Annotated in this window: 19 protein-coding genes and 2 pseudogenes; 13 read left to right on the forward strand and 8 right to left on the reverse strand. The window is 43.4% G+C overall.

The window, feature by feature from the left end; translation table 11 throughout:
* Window positions 1-62: 62 nt before the first annotated feature.
* Window positions 63-356, reverse strand: coding sequence for a hypothetical protein (locus OCU28_RS06680; RefSeq protein ID WP_261815441.1), 294 nt, complete (start codon window positions 354-356; stop codon window positions 63-65).
* Between the two features lie 200 nt (window positions 357-556).
* On the opposite strand from OCU28_RS06680, the gene OCU28_RS06685 reads away from it, so the two are divergent.
* A complete protein-coding gene (locus OCU28_RS06685) occupies window positions 557-2,221 on the forward strand; it encodes an AMP-binding protein (RefSeq protein ID WP_261815442.1) in 1,665 nt (554 codons plus the stop codon).
* 112 nt (window positions 2,222-2,333) lie between these two features.
* Here OCU28_RS06685 and OCU28_RS06690 read toward each other — a convergent pair whose 3' ends face one another.
* Both OCU28_RS06690 and OCU28_RS06695 read right to left on the reverse strand, forming a co-directional pair.
* Window positions 2,334-3,212 carry a LysR family transcriptional regulator gene (locus tag OCU28_RS06690; protein WP_261815443.1) on the reverse strand — a complete coding sequence of 293 codons (879 nt, stop codon included), beginning with the start codon at window positions 3,210-3,212 and terminating at the stop codon, window positions 2,334-2,336.
* A gap of 139 nt (window positions 3,213-3,351) precedes the next feature.
* Window positions 3,352-3,570, reverse strand: a complete 219-nt coding sequence (locus OCU28_RS06695) for a hypothetical protein (protein ID WP_261815444.1) — start codon at window positions 3,568-3,570, stop codon at window positions 3,352-3,354.
* Between the two features lie 424 nt (window positions 3,571-3,994).
* On the opposite strand from OCU28_RS06695, the gene OCU28_RS06700 reads away from it, so the two are divergent.
* Complete coding sequence (locus tag OCU28_RS06700; RefSeq protein WP_261815445.1) at window positions 3,995-5,251, forward strand: YeeE/YedE family protein; 1,257 nt, start codon at window positions 3,995-3,997, stop codon at window positions 5,249-5,251.
* A gap of 278 nt (window positions 5,252-5,529) precedes the next feature.
* Here the strand turns inward: OCU28_RS06700 and OCU28_RS06705 are convergent.
* Window positions 5,530-6,447: pseudogene (locus OCU28_RS06705) on the reverse strand (IS5 family transposase).
* A 258-nt stretch (window positions 6,448-6,705) separates the two neighbouring features.
* Window positions 6,706-8,466 (reverse strand): alkyl sulfatase dimerization domain-containing protein, encoded by a 1,761-nt coding sequence (locus OCU28_RS06710; protein WP_261815446.1) that lies wholly within the window; start codon window positions 8,464-8,466, stop codon window positions 6,706-6,708.
* A gap of 330 nt (window positions 8,467-8,796) precedes the next feature.
* Between OCU28_RS06710 and OCU28_RS06715 the strand changes: the two genes are divergently transcribed.
* Both OCU28_RS06715 and OCU28_RS06720 read left to right on the forward strand, forming a co-directional pair.
* Complete coding sequence (locus OCU28_RS06715) at window positions 8,797-9,324, forward strand: magnesium transporter (protein WP_390623760.1); 528 nt, start codon at window positions 8,797-8,799, stop codon at window positions 9,322-9,324.
* Window positions 9,321-10,352, forward strand: coding sequence for an HlyD family secretion protein (locus OCU28_RS06720; RefSeq protein ID WP_261815447.1), 1,032 nt, complete (start codon window positions 9,321-9,323; stop codon window positions 10,350-10,352). Before OCU28_RS06715 ends, OCU28_RS06720 begins: the two co-directional genes overlap by 4 nt.
* 45 nt (window positions 10,353-10,397) lie before the next feature.
* Here OCU28_RS06720 and OCU28_RS06725 read toward each other — a convergent pair whose 3' ends face one another.
* The gene (locus tag OCU28_RS06725) at window positions 10,398-10,760 is read right to left on the reverse strand and encodes a hypothetical protein (protein WP_261815448.1); all 363 of its coding nucleotides are present in this window, start codon (window positions 10,758-10,760) and stop codon (window positions 10,398-10,400) included.
* Window positions 10,761-11,017: 257 nt separating this feature from the next.
* Here OCU28_RS06725 and secD point away from each other — a divergent pair.
* The 9 genes and pseudogenes from secD to OCU28_RS06770 all read left to right on the forward strand — a co-directional run bounded on the left by secD (window position 11,018) and on the right by OCU28_RS06770 (window position 20,718).
* Window positions 11,018-12,779: pseudogene (gene secD, locus OCU28_RS06730) on the forward strand (protein translocase subunit SecD).
* The gene (secF, locus tag OCU28_RS06735; protein ID WP_261815449.1) at window positions 12,779-13,681 is read left to right on the forward strand and encodes a protein translocase subunit SecF; all 903 of its coding nucleotides are present in this window, start codon (window positions 12,779-12,781) and stop codon (window positions 13,679-13,681) included. The pseudogene secD and the gene secF overlap by 1 nt, the downstream one beginning before the upstream one ends.
* Before the next feature lie 267 nt (window positions 13,682-13,948).
* On the forward strand, window positions 13,949-15,040 hold the full coding sequence (locus OCU28_RS06740) for a calcium:proton antiporter (protein WP_261815450.1): 1,092 nt from the start codon (window positions 13,949-13,951) through the stop codon (window positions 15,038-15,040).
* Between the two features lie 57 nt (window positions 15,041-15,097).
* Entirely contained in the window at window positions 15,098-15,754 is a 657-nt protein-coding gene (locus tag OCU28_RS06745; protein WP_261815451.1) for a DedA family protein, read from the forward strand.
* 45 nt (window positions 15,755-15,799) lie between these two features.
* On the forward strand, window positions 15,800-17,191 hold the full coding sequence (locus tag OCU28_RS06750; protein WP_261815452.1) for a magnesium transporter: 1,392 nt from the start codon (window positions 15,800-15,802) through the stop codon (window positions 17,189-17,191).
* A 36-nt stretch (window positions 17,192-17,227) separates the two neighbouring features.
* Entirely contained in the window at window positions 17,228-17,878 is a 651-nt protein-coding gene (locus OCU28_RS06755) for a MarC family NAAT transporter (protein WP_261815453.1), read from the forward strand.
* 156 nt (window positions 17,879-18,034) lie between these two features.
* A complete protein-coding gene (locus OCU28_RS06760) occupies window positions 18,035-18,712 on the forward strand; it encodes a hypothetical protein (protein WP_261815454.1) in 678 nt (225 codons plus the stop codon).
* 75 nt (window positions 18,713-18,787) lie between these two features.
* A complete protein-coding gene (locus OCU28_RS06765; RefSeq protein WP_261815455.1) occupies window positions 18,788-19,489 on the forward strand; it encodes a hypothetical protein in 702 nt (233 codons plus the stop codon).
* A gap of 296 nt (window positions 19,490-19,785) precedes the next feature.
* Window positions 19,786-20,718: a LysR family transcriptional regulator gene (locus OCU28_RS06770; protein WP_261815456.1), complete on the forward strand. Its 933-nt coding sequence runs from the start codon at window positions 19,786-19,788 to the stop codon at window positions 20,716-20,718.
* A gap of 117 nt (window positions 20,719-20,835) precedes the next feature.
* Here OCU28_RS06770 and OCU28_RS06775 read toward each other — a convergent pair whose 3' ends face one another.
* Together OCU28_RS06775 and OCU28_RS06780 are read right to left on the reverse strand one after the other, a co-directional pair.
* A complete protein-coding gene (locus OCU28_RS06775; protein WP_261815457.1) occupies window positions 20,836-22,632 on the reverse strand; it encodes a mechanosensitive ion channel family protein in 1,797 nt (598 codons plus the stop codon).
* Between the two features lie 208 nt (window positions 22,633-22,840).
* On the reverse strand, window positions 22,841-23,881 hold the full coding sequence (locus OCU28_RS06780) for an alpha/beta hydrolase (protein ID WP_261815458.1): 1,041 nt from the start codon (window positions 23,879-23,881) through the stop codon (window positions 22,841-22,843).
* Between the last annotated feature and the right edge of the window lie 392 nt (window positions 23,882-24,273).

Genomic DNA, 24,273 nt, shown 5'->3' on the forward strand with positions numbered 1-24,273 from the left:
TCCTAGTTAAGCGGCGCAAACAGTCTCTAATTGGATGCGCTGCTTTGTAGCCACGGTGAGACCTAGTAGATCTCCATCACCCAAGAGCCAAGCTTTTTCTCTTGCCATAATTCAATGATCATAGGTTCCAGTGCTGAGATAACGCGCTGCAAATCTTGCGCTGTTTTGCTGTCATTAAACCAGCCATTTATAGAATCTAGGTTAAATGCAAGCTGCTTTAAATCACCTGAATTGGTCAATAACTCTTCACCGTTGGTGGCTTGCTCTTGCTCTGTCAATTGTATACGAGATTCAAAATACTGATCCCCAGCTCGATACAAATTCCAACCGTCTTCTCTAGTGATTAAAAGTCGCATATTTTATTCCTTATCTTTTCATAATAAGGGTAATCACAACACACCATCCTGACTATTCAAAGGATGCATCTCACACCCTGACGGTTCAAATGCTTACAAATCTCAATGTTTATTACAAAACGCATGTTTATGAGATAAAACAATAAAAATCAAAAATAAAGCGCTAAAATAAAAGCTTATCAACATCAGTAAATCGCACTATGACTACACCTAACAAACCTTGGTTAAAAACCTACCCTCAAGATGTCCCAGAATTCATTGATATCGACCAATATGCCAATATCAATGAGATGTTCAAAAAGCCATTTGAACAGTTTGCTGACAACATTGCATTCGTAAACATGGGACACACTCTCACCTATCAGCAACTGAACGAAAAAAGTGACGCGTTTGCGGCCTATTTACAATCTGAACTGAAAGCTAAAAAAGGCGATAGAATTGCACTCATGATGCCCAACCTACTGCAATATCCGATTTGCATTTTAGGCGCTCTCAAAGCTGGGCTAGTGGTGGTAAACGTTAACCCACTCTACACCCCCCGTGAGCTTGAGCATCAGCTTCGAGATTCAGGCGCCACCATCATAGTGGCGGTAACCAACTTTGGTGACAGCCTACAAAAGGTCATCAATCACACCAGTATCAAGCACGTCATCCTTACCAGTATTGGCGATGAACTCGCGCCACATAAGCGTACTTTAGTCAATTTTGTCGTGAAATACGTGAAGAAAATGGTGCCAAAATACCACCTGCCAAGTGCAATCTCCCTTAGACGAGTACTCACCAATGGCAAACGCCTAAATTTCAATCCACCTAAGATTAAGCACAATGACCTTGCCTATTTGCAATATACTGGCGGCACCACTGGCGTAGCTAAAGGCGCAATGTTGACCCACAAGAACGTGATGGCAAATGTGCTGCAAGTCTTTGGTCACTTCGGCCCGCGCACAGCAAAAGACAAAGAGCACGCAGTAACCCCGCTTCCTCTTTATCATATCTTTGCCAACTCCGTGAGCATGATGCTGATGATGTATATGGGGGGCAGTAATCTGTTGATCACCAATCCTAGAGATTTAAACAGCTTTGTAAATGACCTCAGCAAATATCCATTTACCATGATTTTTGGTCTCAATACCCTATTTGCAGCCCTTATTAATCATGCAAAATTCAAGCAACTGGACTTTTCTCATGCAGAGTTCACTATTGCCGGAGGCATGGCAACCCAGAAACACATCGCCGATGAATGGCAGCAAATCACTGGAATGCCAATTATTGAGGGCTATGGCTTAACCGAGTGTTCACCCGTAGTCGCAGGGGGGGTTCATACTCAGCAACAATTTGTTCCGGCAATTGGAGTACCACTGCCAAGCACTGAAATGAGGATCGTAGACGACGCTGGACACCCTTTGGACACCAACCACATTGGTGAGATCCAAATCCGTGGCGACCAAGTGATGGCTGGATATTGGAAACAAGAAGCCGAAACCAATGCCGTACTCACCAAAGATGGCTGGCTAAACTCTGGTGATATTGGGCGTATGGATGAAGATGGCGTTTTCTATATCGAAGACCGTAAAAAGGACATGATATTAGTGTCTGGCTTCAACGTATTCCCAACCGAAATTGAAGAAGTCGCGACACTACATCATAAAATTGTTGAAGCGGCTGCGGTTGGCGTACCAGACGATGTGGCAGGCGAACGGGTAAAACTTATCGTTGTGACCAAAGGCTCGGTTACTATTGATGAGATTAAGAAACACTGCCGCCAACACCTCACCGGCTACAAAATCCCCAAGGTCATCGAATTTAGAGATGAATTACCAAAAACCAATGTGGGTAAAATTCTGCGCCGCGAACTGCGCGACTGATCGCTAAAAACGCAAACATACGCTAATTGCAGACAATAAAGGCTCTTGCTAAGGGCCTTTTTGCTGCATACTCACAACGAATAATAAAGCAGATTAAGCAAGCTAACCGCGACTAAAATTTACGAAATACCTCTTCTACCATATCAATTACCAGTTGTTGTGCCGCGGTTTTCTGGGTGCGGTGACGATAAGCTAGGTAAATATCCCGCTTACCAAGATCAAAATCCGTTAACCATTCATCCAGTGCCCCGCTCTTTATTGCACTATCTACAAAATAATCAGGCGCGATACAAAATCCAAGCCCTCGCTCTACTATTTCAACAATGGATTTGGGATCAGACAAGGACAGCTTTGGATGCAAAATCACGTTCTCAATACTGCCGTTCTGGCAATTGACTCCAGTGACCCTTTGAGAATTCAACTGCCCGATGAAATCGAGCGATTTTAGGTCCGCTAAATGAGTGGGAGCTTGGGAGCTGAGTGTCGGTGACGCAACAATTTTTAAGGTATTAGATAGCAGCTTTTTCGCCACTATACTGCTATCTGGTAGCTCACCAGCCAATATGGCTATATCTGCATCAGGATGGATGGTCGTAATATCAGCAGAAGGGATAAACCGTAGTTTCAATTTTGGGTGCTTGAGCATCAATTGTTGCACATCAGCTTTCAAAAACCTTTGATACACTAAATCGGTGCAATCTATGGTCACTTTCCCGACAATCTCTTTTTTACCCGCGTTAATCGCATCAATTTCTTCACACAGAGTGGAAATAGGATTAGCAAGTTGCTCATAATATTCGCGACCTACACTAGTGAGGATAAGTGTGGTTTTTGAACGAATAAAAAGAGGAGAACTTACGTGCTCCTCAAGATTAGCAATGCGGCGACTCACCGTTGATAGTGGAATTTCAAGTGCCTCGCTGGCAGCTTTCATACTTCCTAATCTAACAACATGACAAAATATATAGAAATTATCTAGATTGTAATCCATCGTCTTCCTTTGATAGGGGTAAAGCACACCTTATCCAAACAATACATTACAACTTGATGCGTCGCGAATTTTTTGGCGAAGCTAAATGGGACTTACTTTCATATTTTTAGTTAGCCCCAAATTTACATGTTTGTTGGCGCTAGATGTAACCGCCACCCGTCTTCTCGCTTGGATCTTGCCAAGCATAACCACCGCCGGTCTTCTCGCTTGGGTCTTGCCAGGCATAACCGCCGCCGGTCTTATTACTCGGGTCTTGCCAATTATAATCCGTTGCAGAATTTATTGGACTGATATCAGTAGCTAAAGCGACTGGTGTAATGAATAAAGAAGTAAGGAGTAGCGTCAATGTAGCTTTCATAGTCTCACCTAATCGAAAATAGTTGTTTATTAATTCGCCATCCCTGCTGACAAAACCAATAATACCTCCCGCAACCAATTCCGTATATACATAACGAATAGAACCAGAATCCCATATATGGAATTGATTAAGGGTTTTTATGCGGCTTGAATATACAGCGCTACTAATCCCTGCTAACTCCTAGCTAGGTTATTCGGCTTGCCTTCTAGTAAATCAAAGCTTTCATTTTTGTATTTGTTGCCAACTACCATTTCATTAACACACATAAAAACAACAGCTTAATGGCAGTAACCCAGCATGTTCTCTCAAAACCACACCTTCCATATTACATATTGGTATGACATAGAAGCGTTTGGATTATTGGCTTTGTACATTGCCCTTTACTATCACCTCCCAAATAAAATTGCAGTTGGTAGAGATAAAAGTGCAACGAGAAACACAAACACGTATCGGTATTGCCCTAGGTTTAGGGATTGTTGTTATGGGAGCGCTCGCTCTACAGCAGGACATTTTCTTAAGGCTATTGCTTGGTCTTAGCTTAGGTGTTGCACTAACTAAAGGGTCTATTGGCTTTGCAGGAAGTGTCAACCGAGCCTATCGCCGTGGTTCTACGCAACTTATTCAAACCCTAATGTTGATGTTTGTGGTTACTGCTGTCATTAATGCTGGCCTACTGTTAACTGGTGGCACTGAGCAGTATCAACTTTGGGTCAATCCCATCAACCTTGGCTTGATAGTTGGTGGTTTGATGTTTGGCTTTGGTATGACCCTTTCAAGCTGCTGCGCTTCTGGGGTGATGGTGGAAATGGTCAGTGACGTACCTAGAGCACTGGTTACCTTGCTAATGTTTGGTTTAGGAGTCTTTATTGGCCTACCCATTCAATCATCTTCATCTCTAGTGACTGATACACTACTCTCTAGTGCTTCTTTCCAAGGAAAAGGGGTATTTCTACCTGACCTATTTTCTTGGGGTCCACTTGACGGCTATCTAATATCTATAATAGTGACCATCGCTTTTGCAACTGTCACCATATATATCGCAAAACGTTACCAAGCAAGCCGCGAACAAACAGGTACTTACCTTGGTGTTGAGGGCGAGATAGCGCGTGAACAGCTATCAACAAAGACTTCCCCTCTTTCGTTATTTAGTGGCCTATGGACAATGAACTTCGCCGCTATCGTAATTGCAATAATCTTTGGCATTATGATGGCAACCACCTCAGCTGGCTGGGGAGCATCCACTCCTTTTGGGCTTTGGTTTGGTAAATTGCTCATAGCACTAGGAGTAGATTCCCACTCTATCGCTACATTTACCCATCGCCCTGAAAAGCTATTCACAATGCCGTTTTTTGAACATGGGGTATCGGTGCAAAACCTAGGCATATTACTTGGAACATTAGTTGCAGTGCTTTGGCTTGGCAAATGGGCATCACCATTCAAATCGCAATATACGCTCAAACACTATACTTTGTTTGCGCTGGGCGGCCTTCTAATGGGACTAGGAACCCGCTTTGCTAATGGCTGTAACGTTGGTGCCTTGTATACACCAATTGCGAATTTTTCATTATCCGGTTGGGTATTCTTCGCCGCATTAATTATCGGTGGTATTTGGGGTAACCAGTTTGCACGAAAGGTTAAGCTCATCGCCGCAGCCCCGCAAGCTAAGCCTGTAATGCAGTAACCGTGACTGTTTAGTTAATTAGGGAGCCAAGTGCTCCCCTAATAGTTCGGTCTTGCTCAACAAGCCCTTCAATAGCGTTTCTATTACTCATTCAAAAACGATTTGTTCAAGCGTCATCTTTCAACAAAGCAACATGAACATAAATACAATATGCTAATTCAAGATCTGTATTGATCGTGTTAGAAACATTCTATTTTTGCTTGGGTTTGTTTTTCGGGGGGATTAGGCTTTGTTTCCTAATTCGAGTTCAGGTAGAAACCGCCTAATATGGATAATTGTTAGGCGATTACTATCGTTTTAGGCATACCTAGCCCAGTGAGCTTGTTTAACGCTTTGATCATGGCGTAAGTTTCGCCAACTGGGCGTTGTAATTTCTTAAGCTTAATGTCCCTACGAGCAGTTTCTTCACACGGAACATTGCCGTTTCTGAGAGTGAGCGTTTGTGATAGCCAGACATCGTTTTCCAATACTTATTTGAACCGTATAGCTTCTGACAACCGACCGCTAGATTGCGCGGATGGCTGCGTTCCCAGAAGGCAACCCCTTCTCTCGGAGGGATTAGCGGGACGGCTCTTTTGATGAGAATAGCTGCATAGCATGACCTTGTGTCGTAAGCTCCATCTCCAGATATCTAATTGATTCTTCGGCGAGTCTTCTTGAGTAAGTTAGGTAGCACCTCACTGTCACTCACATTCGATATACTTAACTCAGTAGCAATGATTTCATGCGTGTCTATATCGACCGCTAAATGTAGCTTTCGCCAGATTCGCCGCTTTCCGCCAGTGCAAGTTTTTTTACTTTCCACTCGCCTTCGCCGTAGACCTTCAGCCCTGTAGCATCAATGGCTAAATGCGGGATTGTTCCTTTAGTCTTCGTATTGAACGAGACGTTGACCGTTTTTGCTCGCTTGCTAATGCATTAATTATGAGGGCATAACAATGGCACTGAGCAAGCTTGAAAACAGAATTAATGAAACCTTGTAGACCTCTCAACGACATTGAAAATACTCGTTTGACCATAAGAGCCGTCGTAATCGCTAAATCACTAAACAAACGAGGCCTTTTCCGGTTGCCTTGTTTGACCTGCTTCCAGTGTTGGATTGCTTCTTTATCAATACAAAATGTTAGTGAACCACGATTGATTAAAGCTTGGTTATCTTGCTTCCAGTTAATTGTTTTGTAACGAGGCTTGGCCATTGCTCTAAGTATTTGGATGAACTTAGCCGATCTGATCGTGGATTGATGATTTAGTTCCCTGATTTAGGAAACAAAGCCCATTCATCGCCAAAATATAAGACTAAATCATCGATGGCGATTTACCCCGAATTACTATTCAATATTCACTAATTCGTTATTGAATAGGCAGCGAATATCGACTAGAGCCGGGGCAGTCCAAATGGTCTCCGGTGAAAGCACTGGAGACCATTTTTCGTTTAATAAGTAACCACTAATATTTTATTTCTGAAGGTCTAACGCTTCATCAAACGCTTCTAGAGAAGAGCTCAACTGAGTAAAGCGAGTATTACCGAGAACAACCTCACTCCACTCTTCATGTGATAACTCTACGGTAACACCATCGTTAAGCTGCGATCCCACTTGGATAATGCCATTACGTAATTCAACACTAAATACGGCGTCACTATCTGTCATTTGTAAGTTAAATTTCGCACCTAATCCATCAGCTTTATGTGTATCCACAAGGTAGCGAATATACTCGACATTAGACTCTATAGGAGAATTCGATAGCTGTGCTTTATCCATCGTCCCCATCATTTGGCTTAAGTCTTGATAGTTATTGATTTTTTTCTCAGCGAAGGAAAGTTTCCCTTCATGGAGTAAGGCTTCCGATATGTAAAACCCTCGTGCATTTGCAGAGCTAGTACGCTGCCCAAGTGCACGGGCTGCTTCAGCGCGATGCAGTTTAATTTCTGCATTCTCTGACTCCACCTCTAATATCTGAGAGGTTAGATATAGCGACCACTGCCAACCTTCAACCGTTTGTTTTCTGTTTGAAGATTTCACCATTTTAGTCGCCGCCTCGACGCCCCCAAGACTGTCTATATATCTCTGAGAAAAATCATTGGTGCGTAAAGGATTAATGTCGTAAACATCCCAACCATTCCACCCAACAACGCCGTTATAGACTTGCTTTACATGGCTTTCTACTTGACCGTAGTTTTCTTTATCCTTTCGTAAATCAAGAGGCATATGCACAAACTCAGCCGCGCCTTGTGCGTCTTTCCCTAAACTAATGGCTCTAATGGTTTGGTCATGAATTAACTGCATTGAGTCACGAAATGCGTGAATGGACCTCTCAGCATCTTTACGTGTAGAGTTTGCTGCACCATGTATATCAACGTGATAGTCGAAATCGTAAGTTAAAACTAAATCAGCGGCATCAACCAGTCGAATTGGGTCGCGGTATCGATCGCCACGTAACGTATACAAATTGAAAATACCACCATCACCGTTGATCGCATTTGTCACCATCAAGCTTTTTTCAGGAAAGTAGTACGCCACGCTGTCGGTTACATCCGTAGGGCTTGGCAATACAATCACTTCAGTACCCGCGATTTGATGAGTCTCTATCTCATTGTGTCTAAAGGTAATGTCCGGTGATAAATACCCCTTTTCACCAGACAGTTTATCTAAAGAAAAGCCTAATTTATTTGGAAAAGCATCTGGGCCATTTTCTGGATGAAGCATACCAAACTGAATCATCGCTCTAGCGGTAAAGTTGCCTGCTAACGGGCTAACACCGTTATCGGCGAATAGGTGTTTTTCCATCCATTCATGTGCATAGATTTTTGTCTCATCACCCTGCCACACCGTCGAGCCGAACACATAGTGAGAGTGAGTATATAAAATCGCTTGTACATCGACGGAATCATTTAGCGCTTCTTCTAATGCTGCTCGTTGCTCTTTGGCGACATTAACACTGTCGCCAGTATCAACAATAATCCAACCTTCCGGTGCGTGGACTGCAATTATATTCCCTATTCCCCACCCCCCAATGCGATAAACACCTTCGGTAATTTGTGTAACGGACTTTTTGTCTACGTTCCACAGTTTATCTACATTCGCCGCAGGAGTAGTCGTTACTACACCGTTTTTAGTGGCAACAGGTTCGTAATTTAAAGACAAATTGTATTGGTCTGCTACCGCAAAAAATGAAGTCGTAAGTAATAAGCTGCCACCTAAGAGTTTTTTATACATGTTTGAAGCCTTTTTGTTGGATATGAAATCGTTTAAGTCGTATTTTGTTGTGTCAATTAAACTCACTTATCCCACTTAAGTCGATGAATTACAGAAAGTCATATGTGCTAATTCACGCACATCAAAACGTTTCCAAATACGACAAAAATGCATTTCTCTAATTCATAGCTATACCACTCTTATCTCATTATTTTACTCATTATATGGCTCCCAAGGAGGAGGCTGCTTTCTCACTGATACGTTGACGGACTCCAACGGAATAGGTGTCGAACTACGGCTAAAACTAGGGTCACAACCCCATTTAGCCTAACTATACTGAGGTACTAGGTTATGCCTAAAACACATAGGTTTAAAAAAACAACAAAGAACATTAATTGGTTTTCTCCTAAGTTTCAGCTCTACGCTAAACGGCTGTTTACGTGGCCACTGTTCGCAACCCTATTGTTCGTTCTTTCCTATATGTTCTCAAAACTGGGGCGAGTACATGGTATCGAATTACCTGAAGATCACTTCATTAATGGCTACCCGTCGATCATTCAACTTATTGACTCACAGTTCTTTCTGGGAGCCATTGCATGTGCAACCATTTTAGTCACTGTCTATGTCTTGTCTTTATTTTGGAAGTTACACGAAATAGCGGTTCATAAAGCCAAATCCATCGCATCTGCCCACACACAAATAGTATTTGCCCTTTCTCTATGTGGTCTTTTTATTGACAAAATGTGGTGGGTACTCGCGATCATTGTGGCCTTTACGCGCTGGGATTTAGTCTCACGGTCTCTATCTCAAATTATTCGAAAAGGCATTAACCCAATTAAAGAACAACAAGATCGTAATCAACAGGAGCCCAGATTATGAAAGAGATAATGCTTCCCTACATGTTGATTTGCTGGTTATTGGTAAAAACGGGTGTTGTAAAATGGACACTACGTAATGCAGTAGCCATGGTGGGATTAGGATTAGTTTTAAGCTCTATCTTATTTTCTGCACACCGTTTTTTCTCTCCCGCTGATTTAACTAATAGCACAACGGTTAAAGCACCACATGCGGTACTAAGTCCATTAGTCGGCCAAGAGGTGCAGCAGGTTATGATCAGTCACAACCAACTCGTTAAAAAAGGTGACTTACTTTATTCACTTAAATCCAAAGATACTGGAGCGCAAATACAAGGCTTAGAAGCTCAAAAATCCGCAGCTGAAGCCGAAATTGTTGCATTGAAACATCAAATCCAGAATGACAAGAGAACATTGAGGCGATTAAAGAAATTAGGTGAGTTTGCTCATGAATCTCAACGAGATGATGTCCGAACACGTATTGATGCAAACTCAGCGAAAGTCGCGTCTGTTTTTGCTCAAATAAAGTCTATCGAAGCCCAAATCGTGACGGCTGAATGGCAGAACGAACGTCGTGAAATTCGTGCACCATTTGATGGACAAATCTCTACAGTAAATATCACAAAAGGTACCCGTGTGGGTAATATGCACCTCTACAACACCAACAAAAAATTTGTAGAAATGCGCATCGCCGATCAGACATACAAAAGAATTAAAGCGGGCCAGTTTGCTGAATTTTATGTCAATGCCTACCCCGGCGAGATATTTCGAGGACGAGTACATAGCATTACACCCGGTACAGGAGAAGCGCACCTTTCAGTTGTAAACGGTGACCAACATGTCAGGCAACACATGGTGAATAATTCATCCAACCATGGACGGACTGTCATCATTGAGTTTGATGAGCCGCAAGGGTATTCCATTCCTATAGGTTCGACTGGTGCAGGTTGGATTTCAGCCGAAAAACCACACCCACTGTTAGGCTTCATGGACATTATCGGCGCCGCTACCGTTCGAATTAATGCTTATAAAGCATTCTTATTCGCTATTTAGTGATTGAATATCTCAGCCCCAGTTCCTGCGGGGCTGAGATTCTACCTATCCTACTTTCTCAGCGATCTTCAGAGCTTCAGCGCTGGGTTCTGGCGTTGAAATTCCATTAAATACTCCTTGTCCTTTATCTGTTTTAATTTCAAAGTCATCAAGCCAATTGATGTCTGCTAGTAAACGAGCGTCTTCGATTAATAAACTGCGATCCTTTTCACTCATCGTGTCGATATCTCCTCTCCAACTTATTGATATATCGATAACAATCATTCTATCCAACTCAAGAAACTGATGGTTAAAATGTCCAAGCAGTGACTCTATTCCTTTCGCGTAACTAAGCACTAACGTGCATGTCCCTTCACCTATATCGCAAACTCTATATTTGCGGTCATTCAGATATATTGTGCAATCCACGTGGGCTTATCCTCCATCATAATTCAACTTACATTGTTTTAAATAAATCGAATCTCAGCGAGGAATTAGAGAAATTCATAAATGAACCGTCGCGTAAATCAAATATGAATTTCTCTAACCCCTAGTTCTATTGAGTCAAGATATTAAGATGGCTTCGTAACAAGCAGCTAGGTTTATCGGTAACGCGGAAAGCGCCCTCGGTAACCTTCCGACTCCCGTAGTTTCAACTCATACATTATTAATAAGATGTAACCAATATGAAGTTAAAGCGCTCAATCGCACCCATAAATTATTCAGCTAAATGGAAGGTCATCGTTCTCGTATTGTCTGTGGCACTGATGCTTCTCAGCGCCCTACCCTCTGTGTTCAGTGAACGTGAAGCATTGCACATTTCTAATCAAACGCAGTCGGCACACGCTGACGATGTATACCGCTACCTTACAGACAACGATATTGATGTTCACAGTGTTAATGAAAGCAACGATAGGTTAGTCGTGACCTTTGCATCTAGCGGACTGCAAGCCTCCGCATACAGCTTAATGTCTGAGTTCATTCACCCATCTGAGACCGTTGCCCTTACGCTCGAACCTTCAGCTCCTTCTTGGCTAACCTCGCTGGGCTTTCAGCCGATTAAGTTTGGATTAGATCTGCGCGGTGGTGTGCAATTTCTCTTAGACGTTGACCTAATCAGTGATCGACGACCTTCGTCAGGAGTTTCGTGTACGCGGCGGTGTAGAAAGCGGTGAGGTGGTCATTGCTCGATATAACGAAGCATTACTTGGCGATATTCGAACCCACTTAAGAACACAGTATCCAAATTGGACTCTGAGCCAATCTGGTGAGCGCTTAATGATCTCAATGGATGAGGAAGAGAAACGCGCGATTCGAACTCTGACCGTGACACAAAATCTTCAAACAATGCGAGGCCGCATAGAAGAGCTAGGGATCACGGAAGCCGCAGTCCAACGCCAAGGTGAAAATCGAATTCGCATCGAACTGCCAGGAGTACAAGATCCGACATCCGCAAAAGACATTATCGGCGCCACTGCATCGTTAGCGTTTTACCATGTGGAGCCTAATATCAGCGCACGAACAAAATCCATCAATGACCAAGATGGTAGACCTGTCATTCTGCATAGAAACAGTATCTTAGGGGGCGAGCATATTATCGATGCACGCGCCAGCCTAGGAGAAATGGGAACACCCGAAGTTAACATCACTCTTGATAGCACGGGGGGGCGGCTGATGACCAATCACTCGCGCAGCAATATCGGAAACCCGATGGCGACTCTGTACAGTGAATACAGTCAATCAGAGACAGGACGATCCATTGAGCAAAGCGAAGTTATCAGCGTAGCGACAATTCAATCAACGCTGGGTAACCGCTTTCGCATCACTGGCACGGGGTCAATGGCAGACGCTCAAAACCTTGCTCTTCTATTGAGAGCTGGCTCACTCACCGCTCCTGTCACCATTGTTGAAGAACGCACAATCGGGCCAACTCTTGGTGCTGAAAACGTCAAAAATGGCTTTGCTGCACTCGCCTTGGGGCTTGGTTTTACATTGGTATTTATCGCTTGTTGGTATCGACGCCTTGGCTGGGTTGCGAATGCTGCACTGACTATCAACTTAGTGTGTCTGTTTGGCCTATTGGCGCTCATTCCTGGCGCTGTGCTAACGCTTCCGGGCATTGCTGGGCTCGTGCTAACCGTGGGGATGGCTGTCGATACCAACGTGCTTATCTTTGAACGCATCAAAGACAAAATGCGAGAAGGCAGAAACTTTTCCCAAGCCATAGATCGAGGGTTCGATAGTGCATTCTCTTCAATTTTCGATGCCAACCTCACAACTATGATCGTTGCCATCGCTTTGTATGCAATAGGTAACGGCCCAATTCAAGGCTTTGCTATCACACTTGGATTAGGCCTACTGACTAGCTTATTTACCGGCGTATTTGCGTCTCGAATTCTTATCAATTATATGTGGGGAAGAGATACCTCACATGAGGTGAAACTGTAATGACCAAATCGATTAACGTCACCAAAATACGTCAATTGATGACGATGATATCTCTGATTCTTTTGACGCTTTCCATTACATCAATCGTTGCAAGAGGGTTCAATTGGGGACTCGACTTTACGGGAGGTGTTGTCGCAGATATTCAAACAAAACCAAACGTAACTCAAGTTCTGCTCAAATCTCACCTCGACTCAGCACTGAGCCAAGATGTTCAAGTGACGGCGGCAGGCAGTGAGGGAAATTGGCAACTGCGTTTCAATGATACAGACCTCGATTTGCGAGAAGCACTTAACCAAGCACTTTTGCCAATAGACAGCAATTTTCACATTGCTAACAGCAGCGTCATTGGTCCTCAGGTTGGATTAGAAATGGTCGAACAAGGCGGCTTAGCGATTTTGGCTTGTTTCGTTCTTACCTTGCTGTACTTGAGCTACCGATTTGAATGGCGATTAGCGCTAGGTTCAATTGCTGCGTTGATTTACGACATTGTTATTGTGCTAGGGCTCTTTGCGGTGACTCAAATTGAATTCAACCTAACCGTGTTGGCCGCTTTACTGGCAGTGATGGGCTACTCCCTGAATGACTCGATCATCATTTCAGATCGAATCCGTGAGGTATTTCGTGCGAAGCCAGACGGTGAAACAGATGCCCTACTCGATCAGTCCATCATGTCAACGTTGTCACGCACGCTTGTCACATCAGGTACCACCTTAGTCACAGTCTCAGCATTGTGGTTATTAGGAGGGAGCGCACTAGAAGGTTTCGCCATTGCACTGTGTTTCGGGATTTTAAGTGGGACATGGTCCTCTATTTCTATTGGCACACTCTTGCCAACTTGTGTGGGCTTGAAACCAACCCACTATAAACCGGAAGAAACTGAATCCCTTGAAAGCATGCCTTAGCTTTTACTTACTGCGCTTACTGCTTACTGCTTACTGCTTACTGCTTACTGCTTACTTAGCACGCTATTAAGCGAATGTCGTCGTCTGATAGCAACAAAGAATTTCTCTAATTCATAGTCTGAATCATCGATTCGCCTTAAGTTAGCAACATGGTTCGACGCATAACTTGAAACGAACCGTTTGCTGCACAGGAAATTGCAGTATTCACCCGATTTACTCTCGTTAAAGGACATTAGCGAGCCTTCGGTTACTTAATAAAGGCTCAACATGCTCAACGTACTCAAACAAGAATACAAACTGCCACTTGGCATCATTGCCGTTCTATTTTTCAAACTGATCGGCGACAACTTACTCACAGGAGAGCTGTCTCAGTTCGCCTACATAATGATTACTGCGGTGTTGTTTTACGCGGTAATGAGCGCTATTTTTTCGGTTGTTCGCCACTCAGATGCGCTGGCGATCAAGCTTGGCGACCCATACGGTACTCTTATATTAACGCTGTCTGTTGTCTTGCTCGAAGTCATTATGGTCTCGTCCGTTATGCTGACTGGAGAATCGAATCCCTTCCTAGCGCGTGACACCATGTTTGCTGTCGTGATGGCGGTGCTTAATGGCTTTGTCGGTATCACCTTGTTAATCGGTGGGATGAAATACCATACCCAAACCTACAACCTTGATGGAATAAAAGCGTACTTGGTGGCCATTATTCCACTCTCATTACTGTGCTTGGTACTGCCTAATTTCACCAGTATGGATTCGCTGGGTAACATGTCGACCAGCCTAACTTGGACATTAGTGCTCGCTTCGATCGCCTTGTATGCCGTATTCCTGTTCATCCAAACACGCAGCCATACCGACTACTTCATTGATGGTGATAATGAAGATCATCACGAACATCACGGCCCTCTGCACAGCAATATATTCCACACGATTATGCTGGTGAGCTATTTGATGGTGGTGATTTTGTTAGCGAAAAGCCTCGCGATTCCAATTAACGATGGCATCACGGAAATGGGCGCTCCTGCGGCTCTAGGTGGTTTGATTGTTGCCTTGATTATTCTCGCACCTGAAGCGGTTGGTGCCGTTAAAGCCGCCGTGACCAATCAATTACAGCGTGCGATGAACCTCTTCTTTGGCTCAGTTCTCGCCACTATTGCGCTAACCGTTCCTGCTGTTCTGCTGATTTCAGGGGTAATGAACGAACCCATCCAACTCGGCCTCGACCCTGCAGAAATGGTGTTATTAGGTGCAACTCTATTAATGACAAGCGTGAGCTTTAGCAGCGGTAGAACTAACTCGCTCAATGGCGCAACCCACCTCATCCTGTTCTTTGCCTACATCATTTTGATGTTTGATTAAAACGCATTGTGGGCTCCGGCTATCAACAGCCAGAGCCCACGTTAACTTGGAGTTTCCATGCAAGAGATTATTTCCGCGATTTGGCTGCAAGACTTTGATGCCTTACTTGAGTTGAATTCACTGCACGTTTTATTGCTTTTGCTTGGTGTCGTGCTTTTCCTAGAGTCGAGTTTTGTTTTCTTACCACTACCCGGTGACGGCCTAGTGCTGTTTGTCGGGGGCATGGTTGGTTTGGGCGCGATTGATTTTTCAAGTGCTCTAATGCTTCTAACCAGTGCCTCTTTTTTGGGCAGTATCATTGCCTACCTTCAAGGGCGCTGGCTGCACAATATTCCGTTCATGCGTAAAGCTGAACAAACACTGCCAGATGAATCGTTGCCCAAAGCAAAAAAACTATTAAACCGATTCGGGTTTCTGTCCCTGTTCGTTTCGCGGTTTGTCCCATTTGTTCGCGTACTGACCCCGATGTTGATGGGCGTTGCACAACTCAGCGCAATAAGAACGCTGATTGTTAGCTTCACTAGTTCGATTACATGGGTCTTCAGTTTATTGCTGATAGGAAAGTGGATCATGCGACACCCATTCGTCTCTCAATATCAAGAGTTGATTACAAAGTGGTTCTTAATGGGCAGTTTAATCCTGATGGTTACCGCATTTATCGCCCTCTTTATTCGGCTTGCGACCAAGAAGCAACAACCACAAACATCCGAATAAAAATCGCTTCAATCGTATTCTCACTTATTGTTAAAGGTCTAACATATGACATTAATCACATTAGCTTTTTCATCAGAAGGAGCGGAAAAGCTGTACCTCAAAATACTGGAGTGTCTAACTCTAAGAAAGGCTAAACGACTGAATCAAACGCTTCTAGAGGCTGAACCCGTCGAATTGCCATCAGTCTTAAGGAAGCTCTCTGACCAGCAACGTATCGCCACTTGGACTCTATTAAGCGAAGTAAACCCAAGCCTTGCTGCCAACTTACTTGATCACTTATCTGATCCCGAGCTTCTATGGCTGATAAGTCAACTATCTGAAAGTAGCACCATAGTGCTATTTCAATATTTGCATTCCGCAGACCGCCGGCTGCTACTCAATGAGCTGCCAAGCGACCTACAAAAACAGCTCAGGCAAGCCCTTCCTTCAACATGGAAAGACGAAGAGCGTGCAGCCTTGATCTACCCACAAGACTCTGCCGGAGGGATTTGTAAAAGCGAAGTCCTCAAACTGTCAGCAGACGCTACCATCGACAGTTTGAGCGCAATATTAAGCGCAGAAGAACACAACTTAGACCGACTAGAGTGGCGCTACGTTTACTTGCATGACACTGAAGGCAGCTATTTAGGCGGGCTGAAGATCCGTGATGTACTGCTGCTACCACGTGGTACGTCATTAAGGGAATACATAGATACCACAGTGCCTGTTATCAGCCCCGACACGGATCTAAATACGATTAAAAGTACGCTGGACACCACTTTACACCCCGTTGTTCCCATCGTTGATGAACAAGGTTTCCAAATAGGCATCGTCGGTTTTAAACATCTCAATGAAGCCTTATACCAACGTTCGAAGCAGCAAATGCTGGAGCAATCCGGTGTATTTGGAGGTGATGAGTCTCGCACCATGCCAATACTAAAACGTAACCTACGTCGACTCGCCTTTTTATTGCCTTCAGTCGCCTTAAGTTATGCCGCGATTTCAATCATTGCTATTTACGAACCCATCATTGAACAAATTGCCGTCTTAGCGGCCGTGTTGCCGCTTGTCGCCAATCTTTCTGGTGCGGCTGGGAATCAATCCGTTGCAGTGTCGATACGTGAATTATCTATGGGCCAGATCTCAGCCAAAGACCTGCTGTATGTGGTCGCGAAAGAGATTCCAATCGGCGCGATCAATGGAATGCTAATTGGTGGTGTTCTGGCTCTGCTTACGTTGTTCACGCTTGGCGGGGATCACTCTGGATTGCCATTGGTTATTGCCATTGCTTACACACTTTCTTCTTCTCTTGCCGTCGTGATTGGAGGTACATTGCCCTTGCTACTAAGACGGCTCAACTTCGACCCAGCCATGCTATCAAGCCCAATGCTGACAACCTTAACCGACGCAATTTCGTTCTTCAGTGTTCTGTATCTAGCACACGCTTTTTTACTGTGATTTAACCTTTTCTTCCACCACAAAATGGGGATTCTTATGCATTTAGAAACATTGTTCACCTATATGACACTCACGGTTCTTGGCCTATTACCCATCATGAACCCACCCGCAGCAGCAACGGTTTTACTCGGTTTGAGTAAAGGACGAGATAAGAGCTATATTGTGTCGCAAGCCAAAACGACTGGAGTCTATCTTTTCATTGCCTTGTGCATCACCTTCTTCATTGGTGCATCGGTACTCGAACTTTTCAGTATTTCAATACCGAGCTTGCGTTTAGGTGGTGGCATCATCATTGTCGCGATTGGCTTCAATATGCTGTTTCCTCGCCCCGACAATGGAGCCGCCCCCTCAAGGCAAGATTCAATAGCACTAGTACCTTTGACCATTCCTTCACTGTGTGGCCCTGGTTCTATGGCGATGATCATCAGCCTGGCCGCTCAAATTGCTACTTATGAAAACCACACAAGTATGACTAGCGTCTATAGTGGTGTAGTCGCAGGGCTTGCTCTCGTTGCACTTATTGCGACCTTCACATTAACCATGGCGTACCCTCTGCTCAAGGCGCTTGGTCAAAATGGCATCAATGCATTTACCCGAATTATGGGCTTTCTATTGATCTGTATGGGAGTGCAGTTTTTCACTCTCGGGATCCAAGAAATCGTTCTTGAGATCAATGAACTCTTATAAGTAAACAAACAGCCCAATTTTAAGCCTCAGCCATTTTTGGTTGGGGCTTTATTATGTCTATACGTTTAGCAAATATGAATCGCTGTAATTCATAGTCTATTCCCCGGTCAGTAAATAAAATAGCGGCATAAACAAACACAACTTGGATTTATATTTATGAAACTAACTAAAACATCTCTATTAATTGCATCACTTATTTCTTCACCTTTAGTACTTGCAAATAACAATGTTGATTTCTCTGACTCTAAACAACATTATTCGGGGTTTGATATTGGTTACGGCAGCAACAATTTTGATATTGGCCTTCAATATGCCAAGTCACTAAATAACGATTGGAGTTTGCTAAGTTCATATAGCAGTGACGACAATTTTGATAACCATGAATTGGGATTTGATTTTCAAAGAAGCGATGGCTTAGGGCTTGTTTTTGAGTATGAACATGATACCAACTTCCAATCAGATAATTTGCGCGCGAATGACTATAGCTTCAGTCTCTACAAGGCCAATACGGTTAACGAACAGTTTTCTGTTGTACCTCAAGTAACGCTAGGTAACCTGAAGCATCAACAGATGAGCAGCAGTGTTTACTACACCAGTGCATCACTTGATATGACTTACAACCTGAACCCTAGCATGTGGGTAGGATTCACACCGGAATACACTTACAGCTTAGGTAAAGTGAAAGAAAAGAATGGCAACCAATCGACGCTTAGAGATTGGGATTACACGGCAGAACTTGGTTATCAATTAAATAGCACAAGCGCGTTCGTCTATAGCTATCAATATGATGATGGTAATAACCTTTCATTATTCTCTTTTAAACATTCTTTCTAAATCATTAGAGCTGCCGTTAATAGGCAGCTCATTTTTTAATACCTAATTTTAAAATATTTAAATAAGTGAGCCACTTTGAAAACTAAACTAATATTACTGAGCTGTATTATCAGCGCTTATTCCATTGCTGATGAAAACACAATTGATTTTGAATCCGCGGTAGAAGAGTTTACAGAAGCGACTATTGAAACAACACCCATTGATTTCACCGACCCGACTGCCGCTTATAGCTCCCTTCAATTAGGGTACAGCAATGAAGGCCTTGATGCCGGATTTGGATATGCTAGAGCAATCAATGACGATTGGGCGGGATTGATTTTTGCTCAGTCTCTAAACAGTTTTGACACATACAGAGTCAGAGCCGCCGCACTGAGCACCAATTTCGGTAGTGGGGTTATGGGAGACTATTTATATGATGACCAACATGACACACACACTTTCGTATTGAACGCGATGCAAGTCCTGCCGCTGCATGAACGGCTACTGATTGCACCGACTCTTGGCGCGGGTGTCATATCCAGCGATAACCTTAATAAAGACGTGCCTATTGCTATGGCGCAATTGTACGGTGTCGTTACCATTACAGAGCAAGTCTCTATGATGATAGCACCTATCTACACGACGTCTTTGAGTGACAAAACACTTAAAATCAACACGTTAGACTGGGAAGGTAATTTTTCATACCAATTCGCAGATAACCAAAATATTTCATTTAAGTATAGTATCTACGATGAAACCGACAACAAGGTGGGCATTCACTACACCTATGCGCTGTAGCTACACTCATTCACTATAATGCCCTTGACTCTACCTAATACGAGTACTCTAAGTCGAAGCTCTTGTATCACATCAAGCCCTAAGCACCTGTAGTAACACGGATGTTGCTAGCCCTCCTTTTACTTACTCAAGATATTTAGAACGCCTTTCGTTGAAAGCTAACTTCTGCTCACAGCGCATTGCTGCGAACCGTATCAAACATTCTTTAACACATATCGTTCTTAAACTATTGAACAAAGACTAATTTCCCTTATTCTTAGGTTACGCTTTCGAACTTCGTTATGAAAAGGTAACCCATGAAAGAACTTCAAGACTTAGACCTAAATCTGCTCAAGTTACTTAAAGCGGTTGTTGAAACTCGTAATACCCATGCAGCAGCAGACAAGCTTGGTATATCGCAAACCAGTGTCAGCAGAGGGATGGCGAAGTTAAGAGAAACTTTTGGCGACCAGCTTTTTCTTCGTAAAGCACACGGCGTCGAGCCTTCAGAGCTGGCAGAGAAACTCGCCGAAGCGGCCGATGAAATGTACTCCCCTTTGATAAAAGTGATTGAGTCCTACCACAACTTTGACCCTAAAATATTTACCGGCGAAGTCACTATTGCATTAAACATATTTCTACTTGAACTGTATGGCGATGGGGTTTTTAAGGTTCTACAAGAAGCTTTACCACAAGCGAGCTTTAAATTGATCTACTGGCAAGATAGAAGCTTGGTAGAAGTACTGAATGGACAAGTCGATTATTTACTACAACTTTCAGGCATTCCATTACCTCAAGATATCTACCAACATAAGCTCACCGAAGTAAAATTGAGCCTAATTGCGCGTAAAGATCACCCAGTGTTAAGTAAAAGCAGTGAATGGGAAGATATTCATCACCTACCAATAACAAGAATCTTAATTGATGGCATTAACACCAAGCGCGCTCCGATTGAAGATCTCTATATATCAAAAGGCTACAACGCGAATATTGTGCTGGCGACACATAGCCTCACAGTATTACGAAGCAAGCTCAGAAATTCGGATGCCTTCTCTTTTGGCAGCAGTTTTATGACGGAAGATGATTCGGAACTCCGCTGTTACCCATTACCTAATTTACCAAAAGAAATGCGCCAAATTGGTGTAGAGGGCGGCTACCTGCAATCCAAGCGAGGCTTCCCACTTCACCAACTATTGCATCAAACCATGCAGAGCTACTTTGATAGTATTGTTCAACCTGACAGTCGATAGCGAGCGGGATTTCTGGCCTCAATTAAAAACTATTAACTATAAGCTCTGGCCCCTAAAGCGATATATAGGTCGCTTTAGGGGCACGTTGTCTTTAGGGTAATCGTGTCTGAGGCTGCTTTAAGCAGAAGGTGCGCGCACAGCAGAGGTTACCACCGGATACATGATGGTATTTTTGATTTCGTACTTATATTCAAAGCTGAAATCAGGAAATGGGAAGGCTTGCTCTTCATGCCACTGCGCAACAACCTGTTCGGCTTTTCGTTTCTGTTCCTCATTGTCATTGGCATTTACATCCACAAGTTGATATTGCGTAGAGTGAGCTATCTTCGCACCAATGCTCTCGACTTGGGTCAATACAGAAAACAAAATATCCTCTTGGACAGCCATGAACTCTTCATGGTCACGACAGCTAATGTAAGCCATCAGATTAATATTGATGGAGTATTCCCCAACACCCATGAGCCTCACTCGAACTGGATCTTCTTCTATGATTGGATGTTGTAGCAACAACCGGCGCAGATTAACGATCAGTACGCGTAATTGCTCAAGGGTGGTTTCAGAACGCAATCTCAACACATGATCCATGCGTCGCTTATCACGCCGCTCCAAGTTATCAATTTCCATGTTGGCAAATTCCGAGTTAGGAATGGTAATTAAAGAGCGCTCTAGCGTCCGGACTCGAGTCGAACGCAAACCAATACTCTCAATGGTTCCTAGTTTGTCTCCATAACGACAAAATTCACCAATCTTTACGCCCCCGTCAGCATAGAGCGTTAATCCGTTGATTACGTTCTCCAATATAGGGCGAATGGCCAGTGCAACCGCTAAGCCACCCACACCCAAACCTGCCAATACTGGGGAGATCGAGAATCCCATAAATTCGATGACATAAATACCAAGAATCGCAATAGTTAGGCCACCAAATATACGTGCTAATACAGTAATCAATGACGAATCTACATGCTTACCATTATGCTTTTTGAATACATAGATATCAGCGAAATAATTGAAAATGGCCATAATGAGCCACGAAACAAAAGTAAATTGAGCAAGTAGAAAAAACGTGGTGAACAGCTGATAAATGCTACCTGTAATCCAAATCCCATCATCGATCACCCATCGGGCTAAAAACAGCAGGTTTACCACACCCACAAGCGATAGCAATCGACCAGCTCGCCACTTTAACCCTTTGCCTTCCCAGCGACTATTCCAACGTTCACCAAGAAAAAAGCTTATTTTTATCAAAATCTTGCATACTAGCAAGACGGCAGAAAGCGCAAACCATTGCCAAAGTGGAAGCGCCCCATAGAGTTTATTAAAAGATGAAGGTAAAGACAGAACAAATTGCTTAGAAAATAAAGGACCAGGACTGATCAGAAATTCTTGATAATAATCTGAACGCGTTTCAGCATGGTAAGGTAGGGCTGACATCGTTCTATACCAACCAGGAAGGCTTTGGATCGAATTAGAACTGAATAAGAACTGATCGGTTCGCTCACCCAGAGTTTGGCGAGATAATACAATCTCAGTGTTGCCTAGGCGCCAGTGGTCAATACCCTCCCCTTTTATTTGCTCTAGATTTGGCGCCAGCTGATGAGTACTGGGGTCAACTCTATCCAACACCTCTCGAAGCAGAATTATTTTCTCCATCACGACAACTGTTCGGCTTCGATTCGGAACCATAGACAAATCCATGGTTCTGATCACTTGTGAATAAGCATGCTGCGCTTCTTTAAGATGCAGTGTTTCATTTTTCCAATGCTCGATAACCACACTCGAATCCCTGATGAAGCTCGAAAGAGTATGAGTGGGGCTCGAGGTGTCAGCGAGCTCCAAAGCAATACTTGGCATGGCTAGCGCATTAGGTATGGTTAGAAAAACGGCTACTAACATCGAATAAAAACGTCTTATCACAACGATCTCCCGTCATCACTTTGTTCCAATGAAAACATAGGGGCTAGCGAATAAGAATGATCCATGACAGATTGATGTTGAGAGTAATGATAATTAGCTTGTAGTAACGTAGATATACATTTTAAAAGTGAAGTGAATAACGTTGTCATTATATCCTCCAAATAAAAATTCACATCCATGTGATTCAATATTAGCTTGCTGAAATAAACTAGTTGATATATTTATTAAAGAACTGACCTAACTCATTAATAGCATCTTCAGACTCTGGCATATCGATTAAGATACCACTCATATAATCACCATGAGATTGGCCATCATATATATGCAGGTCAGTCTCTACGTCTGCACTGCGTAATAATCGATGCATACGAACCGTATCACTTAACAAGAGATCTCGAGTGCCTGAAATAAATATCGTTGGTGGGAATTCACCAATATCAGCGTATATTGGTGAAATAAGAGGATTATCAAGCGCTTCTCCACCAGCATAGACATCGAAAGTGCCCTCAATCAGCCCTTCTCGCTGACCTAGAGGGTCTAAGCCTTGCATCGTTAACCATGAATCCGATGTCTCTTTAAGGTCGACTGAAGGAGTCCCAACAAACAATGCGCCAGGTGCGGGAAGATCGAGTTCTTGCAGTTTAAGTGTCGTTGCTAACGTTAAGTTACCGCCTGCGGATGTGCCAAAAATCGCTGTTGATTCTGGTGATTGAGTTTTTATTAGCTCTTTCCATACTGCTACTGCATCATCAATTGCCGCTGGGAATGGATGCAGTGGCGGTTGACGATAGTCAACAGAGATCACCTGTGCACCTAGCCCGTTCGCAACCCAAATAGCTTCTCGTAAAGCTGATTCACCCCCACCGAAAACAAATGCACCACCATGGATATGTACTAGCCACTTATCTTTGTATTCAGGGGCAATATTCTTCGGTGTAACAAAGAACGTATCGACTCCGGCAAACTGCTTAGCTTCATAAGTAACGCCCAGGCGCTCTAGAGCTTGTTGAGCAATCTTAATACCTGGTGCATCAAATTGGGCTTGTAACGCCAACCACTCTGCCGTGTTGTTAGGAACAGGAATTGCCGGTGAGATAACTCTGTGCTCAAATAACTGAGCAAACTCTGTCGATATTCCTGCTGGGGTCGGAACCTTTCGCTCTTGCAGTTCCATTCCAGCAAACGCCCCTGTGCTTGATAAGCTGAGTAGCAATGCAGGAATAACAGTGCGTAGTGATTTGGTTTTCATAGTAACTCCGGTAATGAATCTAAAAGCCGTGATTGGCGAACTGAGGCTATTATTCACGTCCGAACCCATTAGCACCATGAATTAGAGAAATTCAAATTTGATTATAACTAAGTAGCAATAATGAATTTCTCTAATTCCTGCTTAACACAATAAATTAATGGGATAATGCATTGACACAATATAAGGAGCTCACATGAAATACCTTCCTGTACTCATGATATTTACGAGTTATCTCATTTTACTATTTATATTGGTTGATCATTTAAATATTCAAACCGTATAAAGTAGATAAAGAAAAAAGGGACAAAGAAAAAAGAAACAAAGCCGCCCTAACAGGGTGAGATTGTGAACGTTTTTTGTTCAAAATCACGATCGATTTGACGATCACATTT

It is taken from the genome of Vibrio gallicus (genome assembly GCF_024346875.1).
Taxonomy (GTDB): Bacteria; Pseudomonadota; Gammaproteobacteria; order Enterobacterales; family Vibrionaceae; genus Vibrio; species Vibrio gallicus.

Excerpts from the sequence above, each read along its gene's own strand:
- OCU28_RS06710 (WP_261815446.1), bottom strand. The coding sequence starts at position 8,466 with ATGTATAAAAAACTCTTAGGTGGCAGCTTATTACTTACGACTTCATTT.
- OCU28_RS06770 (WP_261815456.1), top strand. The coding sequence starts at position 19,786 with ATGAAAGAACTTCAAGACTTAGACCTAAATCTGCTCAAGTTACTTAAA.
- secF (WP_261815449.1), top strand. The coding sequence starts at position 12,779 with ATGACCAAATCGATTAACGTCACCAAAATACGTCAATTGATGACGATG.
- OCU28_RS06720 (WP_261815447.1), top strand. The coding sequence starts at position 9,321 with ATGAAAGAGATAATGCTTCCCTACATGTTGATTTGCTGGTTATTGGTA.
- OCU28_RS06740 (WP_261815450.1), top strand. The coding sequence starts at position 13,949 with ATGCTCAACGTACTCAAACAAGAATACAAACTGCCACTTGGCATCATT.
- OCU28_RS06690 (WP_261815443.1), bottom strand. The coding sequence starts at position 3,212 with ATGGATTACAATCTAGATAATTTCTATATATTTTGTCATGTTGTTAGA.
- OCU28_RS06755 (WP_261815453.1), top strand. The coding sequence starts at position 17,228 with ATGCATTTAGAAACATTGTTCACCTATATGACACTCACGGTTCTTGGC.
- OCU28_RS06715 (WP_390623760.1), top strand. The coding sequence starts at position 8,797 with ATGCCTAAAACACATAGGTTTAAAAAAACAACAAAGAACATTAATTGG.
- OCU28_RS06695 (WP_261815444.1), bottom strand. The coding sequence starts at position 3,570 with ATGAAAGCTACATTGACGCTACTCCTTACTTCTTTATTCATTACACCA.
- OCU28_RS06750 (WP_261815452.1), top strand. The coding sequence starts at position 15,800 with ATGACATTAATCACATTAGCTTTTTCATCAGAAGGAGCGGAAAAGCTG.
- OCU28_RS06745 (WP_261815451.1), top strand. The coding sequence starts at position 15,098 with ATGCAAGAGATTATTTCCGCGATTTGGCTGCAAGACTTTGATGCCTTA.
- OCU28_RS06760 (WP_261815454.1), top strand. The coding sequence starts at position 18,035 with ATGAAACTAACTAAAACATCTCTATTAATTGCATCACTTATTTCTTCA.
- OCU28_RS06685 (WP_261815442.1), top strand. The coding sequence starts at position 557 with ATGACTACACCTAACAAACCTTGGTTAAAAACCTACCCTCAAGATGTC.
- OCU28_RS06680 (WP_261815441.1), bottom strand. The coding sequence starts at position 356 with ATGCGACTTTTAATCACTAGAGAAGACGGTTGGAATTTGTATCGAGCT.
- OCU28_RS06780 (WP_261815458.1), bottom strand. The coding sequence starts at position 23,881 with ATGAAAACCAAATCACTACGCACTGTTATTCCTGCATTGCTACTCAGC.